Annotated in this window: 11 protein-coding genes; 2 read left to right on the forward strand and 9 right to left on the reverse strand. The window is 44.5% G+C overall.

Annotated features, from left to right (window positions below; all coding sequences use genetic code 11):
• Positions 1–170 precede the first annotated feature (170 nt).
• Both licT and OW255_RS19060 read left to right on the forward strand, forming a co-directional pair.
• Positions 171–1,010 carry a BglG family transcription antiterminator LicT gene (gene licT, locus OW255_RS19055; RefSeq protein ID WP_268114996.1) on the forward strand — a complete coding sequence of 280 codons (840 nt, stop codon included), beginning with the start codon at positions 171–173 and terminating at the stop codon, positions 1,008–1,010.
• Positions 1,011–1,097: 87 nt separating this feature from the next.
• Positions 1,098–3,014 carry a beta-glucoside-specific PTS transporter subunit IIABC gene (locus OW255_RS19060; protein ID WP_268114997.1) on the forward strand — a complete coding sequence of 639 codons (1,917 nt, stop codon included), beginning with the start codon at positions 1,098–1,100 and terminating at the stop codon, positions 3,012–3,014.
• A 69-nt stretch (positions 3,015–3,083) separates the two neighbouring features.
• On the opposite strand, the gene OW255_RS19065 is transcribed toward OW255_RS19060, so the two are convergent.
• The 9 genes from OW255_RS19065 to OW255_RS19105 form a co-directional block, all read right to left on the reverse strand.
• Positions 3,084–4,445, reverse strand: a complete 1,362-nt coding sequence (locus OW255_RS19065; RefSeq protein WP_268114998.1) for a PhoH family protein — start codon at positions 4,443–4,445, stop codon at positions 3,084–3,086.
• Between the two features lie 144 nt (positions 4,446–4,589).
• The gene (locus OW255_RS19070; protein WP_268115000.1) at positions 4,590–5,687 is read right to left on the reverse strand and encodes a GntR family transcriptional regulator; all 1,098 of its coding nucleotides are present in this window, start codon (positions 5,685–5,687) and stop codon (positions 4,590–4,592) included.
• A gap of 21 nt (positions 5,688–5,708) precedes the next feature.
• Positions 5,709–6,875: a multiple monosaccharide ABC transporter permease gene (gene mmsB / locus OW255_RS19075; protein WP_268115001.1), complete on the reverse strand. Its 1,167-nt coding sequence runs from the start codon at positions 6,873–6,875 to the stop codon at positions 5,709–5,711.
• 2 nt (positions 6,876–6,877) lie between these two features.
• Positions 6,878–8,425, reverse strand: a complete 1,548-nt coding sequence (gene mmsA, locus OW255_RS19080; protein WP_268115002.1) for a multiple monosaccharide ABC transporter ATP-binding protein — start codon at positions 8,423–8,425, stop codon at positions 6,878–6,880.
• A 213-nt stretch (positions 8,426–8,638) separates the two neighbouring features.
• Complete coding sequence (gene chvE, locus OW255_RS19085) at positions 8,639–9,817, reverse strand: multiple monosaccharide ABC transporter substrate-binding protein (protein WP_268115003.1); 1,179 nt, start codon at positions 9,815–9,817, stop codon at positions 8,639–8,641.
• A 376-nt stretch (positions 9,818–10,193) separates the two neighbouring features.
• Positions 10,194–10,691, reverse strand: a complete 498-nt coding sequence (trmL, locus tag OW255_RS19090) for a tRNA (uridine(34)/cytosine(34)/5-carboxymethylaminomethyluridine(34)-2'-O)-methyltransferase TrmL (RefSeq protein WP_035317739.1) — start codon at positions 10,689–10,691, stop codon at positions 10,194–10,196.
• A gap of 6 nt (positions 10,692–10,697) precedes the next feature.
• Positions 10,698–11,867, reverse strand: coding sequence for an aminotransferase class I/II-fold pyridoxal phosphate-dependent enzyme (locus OW255_RS19095; protein ID WP_024838200.1), 1,170 nt, complete (start codon positions 11,865–11,867; stop codon positions 10,698–10,700).
• The gene (locus OW255_RS19100) at positions 11,864–12,346 is read right to left on the reverse strand and encodes an Lrp/AsnC family transcriptional regulator (protein ID WP_024838199.1); all 483 of its coding nucleotides are present in this window, start codon (positions 12,344–12,346) and stop codon (positions 11,864–11,866) included. The genes OW255_RS19095 and OW255_RS19100 overlap by 4 nt, the downstream gene beginning before the upstream one ends.
• 32 nt (positions 12,347–12,378) lie before the next feature.
• Positions 12,379–12,948 (reverse strand): AIR synthase-related protein, encoded by a 570-nt coding sequence (locus OW255_RS19105; protein WP_268115007.1) that lies wholly within the window; start codon positions 12,946–12,948, stop codon positions 12,379–12,381.
• Between the last annotated feature and the right edge of the window lies 1 nt (position 12,949).

Here is a 12,949-nt window from a genome sequence, read left to right on the forward strand (position 1 = left end):
TCATTCTTTACATTTTCAGCTTTATATGTTAATATTTACTCATTGAAGTTGGGGACTAGGTGTAACTGTGGGGAACTTTACAGGCATAACTGGTCATATTTATATCTTTGCATAGGCAAAGTGTAGATATGACCAGTTATTTTTTTACCAATCTAGCATAGGGGTGACTTATGGAAGTAAAACAGGTATTAGGAAATAACATCATCAGCTCATGGGATACCAATGGCGAAGAGATTTTGCTTATGGGAAAAGGAATCGGCTTTTCAGTAAAGCCCGGCAGTCAAGTGGATGAATCCAAAATATCAAAGATATTTTCCTTAAGGACTCAGGAAATCAGCCGCTTCACAGAACTGCTCTCCCAGATTCCGGAGGAGCACATCCAGTGTGCCAGTGAAATCATCTCCTGCGCCAGGGATATATTAAATAAGAAGCTAAACGACAGCATTTACATTACCCTGACGGATCATTTGAATTTTGCATTTGAGCGTAAAAAGCTGGGAATTGAAGTGAGGAATGCGCTTTTGTGGGAGATCAAGCGGTTCTATCATCAGGAATTTTTAGTGGGATTAAAAGCTCTGGAAATTATAAAGGACCGGTTTAATATCCTGCTGTCTGAGGACGAAGCCGGAAGCATTGCCCTTCATATTGTCAATGCTGAGCTGGATACGGATATGGAGCAATCCATTGAGATTACCGGAATGATTCAGGACATCTTAAACATTGTCCGTTACCATTTTACCCTCTCTCTCAATGAAGAGACCCTGTCATACGAAAGGTTTGTCACCCATCTGAAATTCTTTGTCCAGAGAGCGGTGAGAAAACAATTCTACGAAACCGGTGACCCGGAGTTTTGCAATATGATCTACCGCCAGTATCAGGAAGCGCATCAATGTGCATTAAAGGTGGAGGCATATATGATGAAGAAAAAGGATTACGTCTTGTCTGATGAAGAGCTTATGTATTTAACGGTACATATCAGAAGAATTATTAAGGAACATCGAGGCGAGTAACCATGCTTTAAATCACTGTGGACATGGCCGATCACGTGATGGAAAGATAGATAAAGAAATACAAACCACGAAAAGGAGAAAACAGATATGGCAAGTAAATATGATGGACTGGCAAGGATTATTATCCAAAATGTGGGCGGGAAATCCAATGTAATCAGCCTCACACACTGCATTACCAGACTGAGATTTAAGTTAAAGGACGAATCCAAAGCGAACACGGATATACTTAAAAATACCGAAGGCATTGTAACTGTTATGAAGAGCGGCGGTCAGTATCAGGTTGTGATTGGTAATCACGTTCCTGATGTTTATGCCGTTGTATGTGAAATCGGTGGCTTTGGAGGTGACTCCTCAGAGGCTGAGTCAGAGGCTCCACAAAAGCATCAGAAGCTTTCTGCGGCACTGATTGATACCATATCAGGCGTATTCCAGCCTATCTTGGGTGTGTTCTGTGCAACTGGTTTGATTAAAGGCATACTTGCGATTCTTACCTTTACAAAAGTCCTTTCGGTAGAGGATGGAACTTACCAGCTTCTTTATGCTGTGGCAGATGGCTTTTTCTACTACCTGCCGGTTATTTTAGGCTATACGGCTTCTAAAAAATTTGGGCTCAATCCCTTTACCGGAATCGCCCTTGGCTGCGCGCTGGTGTATCCCAAGGTAGTAGCACTCTCCACAGGGGATGTACAGCAGGTTCTTTTTGCAGGCAGCATGTTTGAATCAAATGTCTATGCCACCTTTTTAAAAATTCCTGTGATTATGCCAAAAAGCGGTTATCCCTCTTCGGTTGTGCCCATCGTGCTTTCGGTGTATGCGGCATCGAAGATTGAGAAGATGTGGAAGCGTATCATACCTGATGTTATTAAAAACTTCCTGGTCCCTACCTTGACGCTTTTGGTTGCAGCTCCTCTCACCTTTGTCCTGGTTGGACCCGTAGCCAATTCTATTGCTGCTGTCATTGGTTTCCTGACTCAGGCCGCTTATAATGCAAGCCCGGTACTGGAAGGAGCCATTGTAGGTGCATTCTGGCAGGTACTGGTTATCTTTGGTCTTCACTGGGGACTTGTACCGATTTATATTATGAACTTAAGCACCCAGGGCTTTGACAGCTTTATGCAGCCCTATTTTGCAGCTTCCTTTGCACAGACAGCGGTTGTGTTTGCCGTTATGTTACGAACAAAGGACAAGAACTTAAAGAGCCTTTGTATTCCTGCCGTAATCTCCGGTTTCTTTGGGGTTACAGAGCCAGCCATCTATGGTATCTCTCTTCCAAAGAAAAAACCTTTTGTTATTTCCTGTATTGCCGCCTCCATTGGTGGTGCTATCATTGGATTTGGTAATGTTAAGAAGTACATGTCTGGTGCACTTGGTATCTTTGGTTTTACTACATTTATTAATCCAGCCAACAATGACGCTTCCAGTATTCCATGGGTAGCGGCGGGCGTATTAATCGCATCTTTGGTGGCATTTATTGCCTGCTTCCTTACTTATAAAGATGTGGTAAAAGAAAAAGGTGTAAGTATTTCACCGGAAAATACTAAAAATGGCGGTAAGACACAGACTCTTGTCAGCCCCTTAAAGGGAAATACGGTTTATCTTGAGGATATGGAAGATGCGGCATTCTCATCCGGTGCTCTTGGAAAAGGAATTGCTATTATGCCGGAAGAAGGAATCTTATATGCGCCTGCAGATGCCACTGTAACTGCCATATTCCCAACGGGTCATGCCATTGGTATGGTTACGGATGATGGAGCCGAAATTCTGATTCACATAGGCATGGATACGGTAAAGCTTGAGGGAAGAGGTTTTACTCCCCTGACGGCGGTGGGAAGCCGTGTGACCAAGGGGCAGGAAATCCTTACGTTTGATATGGAAGCCATTCAAAAGGAAGGCTGCTCCCTGTTAACGCCTGTGTTAATCTCCAATTTCTCCAGCTTTTCAGATATCATTCCAACGGATGCTGAAACAGTACGGGTTGGGGAGCCTCTTATTACAATCTTATAATGAAATAATTCAGGAGAAATTGAAACCTGTTACTCCATAAAAAAGAGTCTGGCAAGCCAGACTCTTTTTTTACAGCCGTTTTACTGCATCCATGGCAAGAAGAGAGCGTTCGCATTCCTCAGCGGTCAGGGTTACCTGCCAGCACAGGGAGCTTCCTTTCATGTGTTCTGCCGCAAAACTTAAGCCGTTGGTTCTCTCATCAAGAAATGGTCGGTCTATCTGGTTTGGATCTCCAAGGAGAATTATCTTAGTTCCCTTTCCAGCACGGGTGATGATTCCCTTTACTTGATTGGGTGTCATATTCTGGGCTTCATCTATAATTAAATAGGTCTGTACGATGGAGCGGCCCCGAATGTAGTTGAGGGCTTCGGTCTTTATGAGGCCGCGACCAAATATCTCCTCTATTTTTCCTGCCAGCTCCTCTTCCTTTTCATACCGCTTCTCTTCGTTGGAATCAATGAGCTGCTCCAGGTTATCAATGACAGGACGCATGAGGGGTGATATTTTTTCCTGTTCATCTCCTGGCAGGAATCCGATGTCTGAATCAAACTGGGCATTCGGACGGCTTATCATGATACGGCGGTATTCTCCGGTAGGATTGTTTAAAAGCTTTTCCAGGCCAACCGCCAGAGAATAAAAGGTCTTAGCCGTTCCAGCCATTCCCTTTACGATTACAAGGGGAGCGGTTTCTGCCGGCTGCATTAAGGCTTCCTGGAGAAAATACTGGCCTGCATTTCTGGGCGATATACCATAAGGCTTATGCTTTCCATACTCCAGGGGTACAATTTTTGTTTTGCTCACCCTTCCCAGCACTGTTTTTTTCGTGGACTGGTCAGCCTTTAATAGAATAAACTGGTTTTCTGTAAGTTCTGGTTTTCTTTTTTCTCCTGTTTCATCCATGACATAAACTTGATCTATGGGAATTCCTTTTTTCTTATAATCCTTAAAACTTTCTTCCGGTACATAGACCTCAGTTCTTCCTTGATACTGGTCGGACCGTTCCGGCACCTGCTCTGCAGTGAAATCCTCTGCCTTAACGCCGATGATCTGAGCTTTGATCCGAAGAAGAATGTCTTTGGTCACAAGGACTACGTCCCCCTCCAGCCCCTTACAGACCTTTAAAATCCGGTTATCCATCTTATCATCAGGCAAATCAGGAGGAAGCTTTACATCTACGAAGTTTGTTTCAATCCTTATAGAACCACCCTGCTCCAGCTTAACGCCGGATAGCAAATCACCTTTATGACGGAGCTGCTCCAGATTCCTGATGGCTGCTCTGGCATTGGCCCCCTTTTCTCCTTCCGCCTTTTTCAGATGATCCAGTTCTTCTAAAACCACCACCGGAAGCACCACCTGATTGTCTTCAAAGCAGTATAGGGCATCAGGGGCCTGAATCAGTACATTCGTATCTACCACATAGGTTTTTATCATCTACCGGACTCCTTTTCTTTATCAGAAATATGTTTCCTGCAATTCTCATTATAGCGAAAGAAAAGGGCTCCTGTTACCATGAACCTGTAAAGGCAGTGTAAAAATCAAGGCACTTTTCTGGAAAATACAGGGGCTGACTCCAGTTTATGTCCTATCCAGGCTTATGACTTTGACGGAATTTCGTTCCACTACCTCAGAGTCAAAAAGGTATCCTGCTTCGAAGCTGGGATTTTCAATGAGCTTAATCATATTTTTTGCCGCCTTTTTTCCAAGGGATTCCATCGGGTGAGGAAAGGAAGTGATGGGAACATCTCCAATAACAGACAACTCTGAATTATCAATTCCTACAATGGATATGTCCTCTGGAATCCGGATGCCCCTATCCTTACAAATAGCGGCAAAGCGATATGCTACCTCATCGTTATAGCAGACCAGACCAGTACAGCCGGATAGCCTTTCAAACAGATAATCGGACCATATCTCCATATCCGTTTGGCTTTCAGAATCCATCCACAGAACATTTCTCCCATCTGCCTTTAATCCGGCCTTTTCCAGCGCCCGGATAAAGCCCAAATATCTTAAATGTCCCTGACCGTCGTCACATTTAAACAATCCGCCCAGCTTCCTGTGTCCTGCACCAATGAGATATTCTGCTGCCTTTTCTCCCACCTGGGCGTCGTTTAAGGAGACGTATGGCATATCCAGCGTCTGATATTTGCTGTTGATGAAGAGGACGGGGATTTCCTGCTTCTTTAGCTGCTGATAAAAATGGAGGTTGGGATTTGGGATGGCACTTTTGGCTGGTTCTGCAATGAGACCGTCAATCATGCCCTTATCCACGATCTTTCTAAGGATTTCCCCTTCCCGTTCCACCTGGTTTCCCGTAAAAGCCACTTGCATGGTGTATCCGGACTTTGAGAGCATCTGTTCAATACCCTTTAACACGGAAGGAAATATGTAGCTGTCCACATAGGTACTGACCACTGCTATGTTATAATACCGTTTCAGCCGTTCGGTCCGTCTCTCGGAACCTACATAGGTGCCGCTTCCCTGAATCCGGGTGAGCAGATTTTTTTGCTCCAATACATCAATGGCGTGGCGCACGGTCTGCCGGTTTAAATGAAACCGGAGACACAGCTCGTGTTCTGACGGAAGTCTCTCTCCCTCTTTAAATGTACCATTTTCAATTTGGGATAGCACCCAGTCAGCAACTTCCATATATTTTGGTTTCTGTGTCCCCATACTCTCTTCACTGCCCCTCGGTTATTTTTTCCGTTTCGATAATAAGTCTACCGTAACCGCACCAAGAAGCACGGCTCCTTTTACAATCTTCTGAATATCCGTAGACCAGCCATACAGGGACATACCATTGTTTAAAATGCCCATGATAAAGGCTCCTACCACGGCTCCGATAATGGTTCCTATGCCTCCGGTGGTGGCGGCTCCGCCGATGTAGCAGGCAGCTATGGCATCAAGCTCAAACTGGTCTCCGGCTTTTGGCGTTGCGGATGCATTACGGGCAGAGAGAACAATTCCTGCAATGGCACAAAGAATTCCCATGTTGGTATAGACCCAGAAATAAACCTTATCCGTATTGATTCCGGAAAGCTTAGCAGCTTTTGCATTGCCGCCTAAGGCGTAGATCTGGCGTCCTGCCACGGTCCGGCTGGTGATGAAGTGATAAAGGGCAACAAGAACTCCCATAATAACCAGGACGAATGGAATTCCATTGTATCTGGCAAGTTTGTAAAAGAAGAACCAGACAATGAGAAAAATAACACCGATTTTTAAGGCTGTCTGCCATAGAGGATTCACGGGAAATCCGTATTTCTTCTTGGTCTTTATACTCTTCATCTCAAAGAAAATGATAAGGGCAAAGGCAATGAGTGCCACCCCAATGGATACTAAGTCAATGGTTCCTTTCCCTATATTGACCTTAAGCGTAGGAAGGAATCCAGCTCCAATAAAGGTATAATCTGCGGGAAGGGGACCTTTTGTCTGAGCTTTTAAAAGAGTATAGGTAAGCCCTCTGCCCATGAGCATGGTTGCCAGGGTGACGATAAAGGGAGGAATGGACAGCTTGGAAACAAAGAAGCCTACGAACATACCGGAAAGGGCCCCTATGACAATGGCTGCCAGGATTGCCACCCACATGCTGGTCTTGTAATCCACGATCATGATTCCTACAGAAGCACCGCATAAGGCTACGATGGAACCGACTCCAAGGTCAATGTTTCCGGTTAATACGCACAGAAGCATTCCCACTGCAAGAATGACAATATAGCTGTTCTGCATGATTAAGTTATTGATGTTGGCAGGTGACATATTTTTTCCGCCTGTCATCACTGAAAAGATGAGAAATACTGCAATGAGAGCCAGTATCATTCCATATTCTTTCATATTAATATTTACTGTTTTCTTCTTATCCATCTCTACGCTTCCTTTCCGCTATCTGCCATGATGCATTTCATGATCTTTTCCTGGGATACATCATCCTTTGACATCTCACCGGAGATGTGGCCTTCATTGATGACATAAATCCGGTCACAGGTTCCTATGACCTCTTCAAGCTCTGATGAAATCACTATGATTGCTTTTCCAGCCTTTGCCAGATCATTGATGACGCAGTAAATCTCATACTTGGCTCCGATGTCAATGCCTCTGGTTGGCTCATCTAGAATGAGAACATCTGGCTGGGTGAGCATCCATTTTGCAAGGACTACCTTTTGCTGGTTTCCTCCGGAAAGGGAGCTGACCGTCTGGTTGATGGAGGAAGCCTTTACGTTGATTCGTTTTTTATATTCTTCTGCAGCAAGAATCTCACTGTTTTTATTAACAATCCCCCGTTTGGAAAAGAAGTTACGGAGAGAAGCCAGAGTCATATTTCCTCTGACGCTGTCAATAAGAATGAGGCCATAGCTTTTCCGGTCCTCGGAGACATAGGCCAGCCGGTTATTAATGGCATCCTGAACGTTCCGAATGATGACCTGTTTTCCATGGATCTTTATAGTTCCGCTTATCTTCTGGCCGTAGGATCTGCCAAAGAGGCTCATGGCAAGCTCTGTTCGTCCGGCTCCCATCAGTCCTGCAAAGCCTACCACTTCCCCGGCTTTTACATGAAAGGAGACATCTTTAATGACCTGCCTTCCTGGATCTTCCGGGTGGAACACATTCCAGTTTTCTACTTCAAACATCTTTTCTTTAATGCTGCTGGTTCTGATTGGATAGCGGTTGGTCAATTCTCTTCCTACCATTCCTTTTATAATCCGGTCCTCGCTAATGTCATCGGTTCCCTTTACCAAGGTCTCTATGGTCTTTCCATCCCGGATTACCGTTATGGAATCTGCGATGGAACTGATTTCATTCAGCTTATGAGAAATCATGATACAGGTGATTCCCTGTTTTTTAAGCTCCTTCATAATGGATAGAAGGCGTTTGCTTTCCTCATCGTTAAGAGCTGCTGTGGGCTCGTCAAGGATTAAAAGCTCCACCTCTTTTGCCATGGCTCTTGCGATTTCGATCAGCTGCTGCTTTCCTACGCCAAGGGTGTTTACCGGGGCGTTTAAGTTCTCATTTTCAAGGCCTACCTTTTCTAACATCTCCTGTGCCTTTTTATGGGTCTTTGTCCAGTCCACCACGCCTTTTACTTTTCTTTGCTCATTTCCCAGAAATACATTTTCAGCAATGGATAAATAGGGACTGAGCGCAAGCTCCTGATGGATGATAACGATTCCTTTTGCTTCACTCTGCCTGATGTTGTGAAACTGGCATACGGTTTTGTTGTATGTAACATCTCCGCTGTAGGAGCCGTAGGGATAGACTCCTGACAGTACATTCATGAGTGTGGATTTTCCAGCACCATTTTCCCCGCACAGCGCATGAATCTCTCCTCTTTTCACCTTGATGTTTACGTCATCTAAGGCCTTCACTCCATAAAATTCTTTGGTGATGTGATTCATCTCCAATATATAATCGGACATCTTCCCAGCTCCTTTTCCTTCTTGGCCGATACAAGAGTCTGACTTGTCAGACTCTGGCGCTGACGCGCCGTCACTTTAGTGATATCTTCCTCTTAAACGTCATGTGCATCCTCAATGGAGTGCTTTTTATGATATAGGGGAGTTCGTAGAACTCTCCTATATCATAAAAAACAGGCGGCTGCTCTCCCGCCGCCGCCTGTTTTTTCTTCCCTGTTATTTAGACAGCTGATCTTCGGTGTAATAGCCGCCGTCAATAATAATCTTCTTATAGTTATCCTTATCAACCGCTACCGGTGTGCAAAGATAAGAAGGTACGACGATTTTCCCATTGTTATACTGTTTGGTATCGTTGATTTCCGGTTCTGCACCTTCTAATACGGCCTGAACCATCTTTACGCATTTCTCTGCCAGAAGCCTTGTGTCCTTGTAGATAGACATGGTCTGATAGCCTGAAATGATATTTTTGGTTGCCATAAGCTCTGCGTCCTGACCGGTAACTAATGGCCAGTCGACTCCTACTTTATAGCCAGCTCCCTCTAAGGCTGCCTTACATCCATAAGCGAAACCATCAAAGGCGGTAGCTGCGATATCCAGCTTCTTATCTGCATAAAAGCCGGTTAAGTAGTTTTCGCAGTTCTGCTGGGCTGTTTCCTGAGACCAGCGGAGAATACAGGTATCTTCAAAGGAGGTACGGCCGGATTCACATACCAGTGTGCCGTCATCCAGATATGGCTTTAAGACTTCCATTAAACCGTTGTAAAGGAATAAGGCATTGTTATCATCCGGGGAACCCATGAAAAATTCAATGGTGTAGGATTTTCCTTCTGCTTTTGCCTTATCCAGCTGCTTTGTGTCTTTTATGTATTGGCCGATGGCTGTTCCTACTCCCTTGTTATCAAAGGTCGCATAATAGGAAACGGCATCGGTATCCATGAGGAGACGGTCGTAGGCAATGATGGGAATGCCGGCATTCTTTGCCTGCTCTTCCACATTAACAAGGGCTGAGGAGTCAATGGAGGCGATAACCAGACATTCTACACCGGAAGCAATCATGTTCTCAATCTGGGATACCTGCATCTGCACATCATCTTCGGCATATTGGAGATCCACTTCATAGCCAAGTGCTTCCAGCTGTTTCTTCATGTTTGCGCCGTCGTTGATCCAGCGCTCGGATGACTGGGTGGGCATGGCGACTCCAACCTTTCCTCCCTTTCCTGCTGCCTTTGTTGCTTCTGTGACAGCATTTTGTGTAGCTTCCTCTGATTTAGCGGCTGTGGTGGTGCCCCCATCAACTGCTGCAGTGGTTGCGGCTGCTTTGGAACCTCCGCACCCTGACAAGGAAGATACCACCAACATGGCTCCCAGAATCATACTTAAAATTCTTCGTTTCATAACAATTTACCCCTCCTATGGCTTTTTTGTATATACAATTTACGTTCTTCGTAAAATTGCTATTGATTGGATTCCATACATCTTGTCACTACCCACGTTATATTATGATTGCGATTTTTTATTTATACCTGGATTATTTAATTTACTTTGTTGCATTTGTATGATTTTATTTTGTATTTATTACGCTCTCTCAACATACTGCTTGTATTATTTGCTTTTTGATTTGAGGGTAAGTTGTATATACAAAAAACCTTATGGCGGATAATCCGTATGAACCTTTCAGAGAGGAATAAAGACATAAAAAATGCGTCCTTTACCGGTCAGCTGCCATAGCTGATCTAGTAAAAAACGCATTAAACATTATATCTTTATAACTTTATGATTCTTCCCAATGCAGATGATGAAGCTCTCCCTGCATGGTCATATGTTCAAATCCATTCTGTCTCAATGCCTCATAAAGCATAATAGAAACAGAGTTGGAGAGATTTAAGGAGCGGATATCTCCCCACATGGGAATCCTCACACACCGGTCCTGATTGTCTAAGAGGATTTCTTCCGGGATACCGGCACTCTCTTTTCCAAACATCAGATAATCATCTGGTTCATAGGCCACGTCAGAGTAAACGTGACGTCCCTTCGTTGTTGCCATGTAAATTTTCGCGCCGGGATTTTTATCAAGAAAGTCCTGAAAATCACTGTACACCGTGACGTCAAGCTTATCCCAGTAATCCAGTCCTGCCCGCTTAATCAGCTTGTCGGTAAGCTTAAAGCCCAGAGGCTCTATTAAGTGAAGCTTGGTGCCTGTGGCCACACAGGTACGTCCGATGTTGCCTGTGTTTGCCGGCATCTCCGGCTCTAATAGTACGATATTCATGATTCTTTACGCCTTCCTGTCAAGATTCTTTATAAAACGGTCCATGCGGCTTAAAGCCTCCTTTAAATTCTTTAAGGAGTATGCATAGGAGATACGAAGAAAGCCCTCTCCGCAGTCGCCAAATGCAGTGCCAGGAACGACCGCTACCTTTTCTTCCCGTAAGAGTCTGGTGGCAAACTCATCTGAGGTCATGTGAAACCGCTTGATGCTTGGGAACATATAAAAGGCGCCGTGAGGTTCAAAGCACTCTAAGCCCATCTCGTTAAATGCATGGATGAGATAACGTCTTCTCTGGTCATAGGATTCCCGCATTGCCTGAACATCCTTATCCCCGTCCCGCAGTGCTGCTACTGCTGCATACTGGCTGGTGGTGGGCGCGCACATGATGGCAAACTGATGAATTTTAAGCATCTGCTCTAAGATCACTCTTGGCGCGGCTGCATAGCCAAGACGCCAGCCGGTCATGGCGTAGGATTTGGAAAATCCATTGATTAGTATGGTGCGGTCTCTCATTCCAGGGAAGGAGGCAATGGTGGTATGGTCTCCGCCGTAAGTAAGCTCTGCATAGATTTCATCGGATAATACGAACAAATCCTTTTCAATCACTACTTCCACAATATCTTTTAATTCTTCCTTTGTCATAACCGCACCTGTTGGGTTATTAGGGAAAGGAAGGATAAGAACCTTCGTCTTATCTGTTATCTTTTCTAAAAGCTTTTCCTTGGTCAGCTTAAACTGATCCTTTTCTTCTAAATCAATGGTAACTGGAACTCCATTGGCCAGAATGGTACAGGGCACGTAGGAAACGTAGCTTGGCTGGGGAATGAGCACCTCATCTCCAGGGTTTAACATGGCACGAAGTGCGATGTCAATGGCTTCGCTTCCTCCTACGGTGACCATGACCTCATGGTCAGGATCATAAGTAACTTCAAAGCGTCTGCTTAAATAGCTGGAAATCTCAACCTTTAATTCCTTCAGTCCCGCATTGGAGGTATAGAAGGTACGGCCTTTTTCAAGGGAATAGATGCCTTCCTCTCTGATATGCCAGGGCGTATCAAAGTCAGGTTCTCCTACTCCAAGGGAAATGGCATCCTTCATCTCGCTTACAATATCAAAAAACTTACGGATTCCGGATGATGGAATCTCTACGATTCTGTCTGATAATGGGTTTCTCACGGTGTAATCAACATCCTTTCATCCGGTGTCTCTTCTGAGAGGACGGTTCCGTGGTCCTTATATTTTTTAAGGACAAAATGAGTGGCTGTGCTGAGCACCGATTCCATGGGAGATAACTTCTCGGAAACAAACTGAGCTACCTGTCTCATGGTCTTTCCTTCAATGAATACAGTAAAATCAAAGGCACCGGACATAAGGTATACTGCGTTTACTTCATTATACTGATAGATTCTTTCAGCGATTTTATCAAATCCCATACCTCTTTGAGGCGTTACCTTTACCTCTATTAAGGCTACTACCTTTTCATCACTGGTATTGTCCCAATTGATTAAGGTATGGTACCCGCAGATGATATGTTCTTTTTCCATTTCCGCAATTTCATTGGCAATGGCAACTTCGCTTTCTCCCAACAGTATAGCCAGGTCTTTTACGTCGATTCTGCTGTTCTTTTCAATAATCGCTAATATCTTTTCCCTCATATCCTTACCTCCGGTGATGTTTCATCAAATGATTATTCTATAACTTTATATAACTCATCCTTTGTGGGACGGTCCAGATATCCAACACCATCTCCATGATCCAGGATTCTTCCAATCCCTTCTGTTACCTTACCGATAACAGCTCCCTCTATGCCATGCTCTTTTAAGGCCTCTAAAAGATCTGCCCCGTTATCTGCTGTCATAAGAAAACATCCGGCTGAGTAAAGGCGGTATGGGTTTAAATCGTACCGCTCACATAACTCAATGGTTTCTTGCTTTACGGGTATCCGACGAAGGGAAAAGCGGATTCCTGTCATATAGGCACCGGATAAGTCCCAAAGGGTCTTTAAGATGCCTCCCTCTCCGGATGGCTCCCATTCCGTGGCACCCCATTTTTTCAAATCAGCAAAGTCAATGACTGGTTCTTTTCCTTCCTGACTTAAAATCCGGTCCACGTAATCCTTGGAAAACCACTGATAAAGCTCTTCTTTTTTATGTCCGGCAATCTTTATGGTGCCGGAAAGCCCGGCGTATCCTGCAACCACCAGATCCTGACCGGGCTTTATTTGTCCTGTATTGTCTCGTTCAATGCGTCTCATCATT

This window comes from Lacrimispora xylanolytica, from assembly GCF_026723765.1.
GTDB classification, from domain to species: domain Bacteria; phylum Bacillota; class Clostridia; order Lachnospirales; family Lachnospiraceae; genus Lacrimispora; species Lacrimispora xylanolytica.

Excerpts from the sequence above, each read along its gene's own strand:
- licT (WP_268114996.1), top strand. The coding sequence starts at position 171 with ATGGAAGTAAAACAGGTATTAGGAAATAACATCATCAGCTCATGGGAT.
- OW255_RS19060 (WP_268114997.1), top strand. The coding sequence starts at position 1,098 with ATGGCAAGTAAATATGATGGACTGGCAAGGATTATTATCCAAAATGTG.
- OW255_RS19065 (WP_268114998.1), bottom strand. The coding sequence starts at position 4,445 with ATGATAAAAACCTATGTGGTAGATACGAATGTACTGATTCAGGCCCCT.
- OW255_RS19070 (WP_268115000.1), bottom strand. The coding sequence starts at position 5,687 with ATGGGGACACAGAAACCAAAATATATGGAAGTTGCTGACTGGGTGCTA.
- mmsB (WP_268115001.1), bottom strand. The coding sequence starts at position 6,875 with ATGGATAAGAAGAAAACAGTAAATATTAATATGAAAGAATATGGAATG.
- mmsA (WP_268115002.1), bottom strand. The coding sequence starts at position 8,425 with ATGTCCGATTATATATTGGAGATGAATCACATCACCAAAGAATTTTAT.
- chvE (WP_268115003.1), bottom strand. The coding sequence starts at position 9,817 with ATGAAACGAAGAATTTTAAGTATGATTCTGGGAGCCATGTTGGTGGTA.
- trmL (WP_035317739.1), bottom strand. The coding sequence starts at position 10,691 with ATGAATATCGTACTATTAGAGCCGGAGATGCCGGCAAACACAGGCAAC.
- OW255_RS19100 (WP_024838199.1), bottom strand. The coding sequence starts at position 12,346 with ATGAGGGAAAAGATATTAGCGATTATTGAAAAGAACAGCAGAATCGAC.
- OW255_RS19105 (WP_268115007.1), bottom strand. The coding sequence starts at position 12,948 with ATGATGAGACGCATTGAACGAGACAATACAGGACAAATAAAGCCCGGT.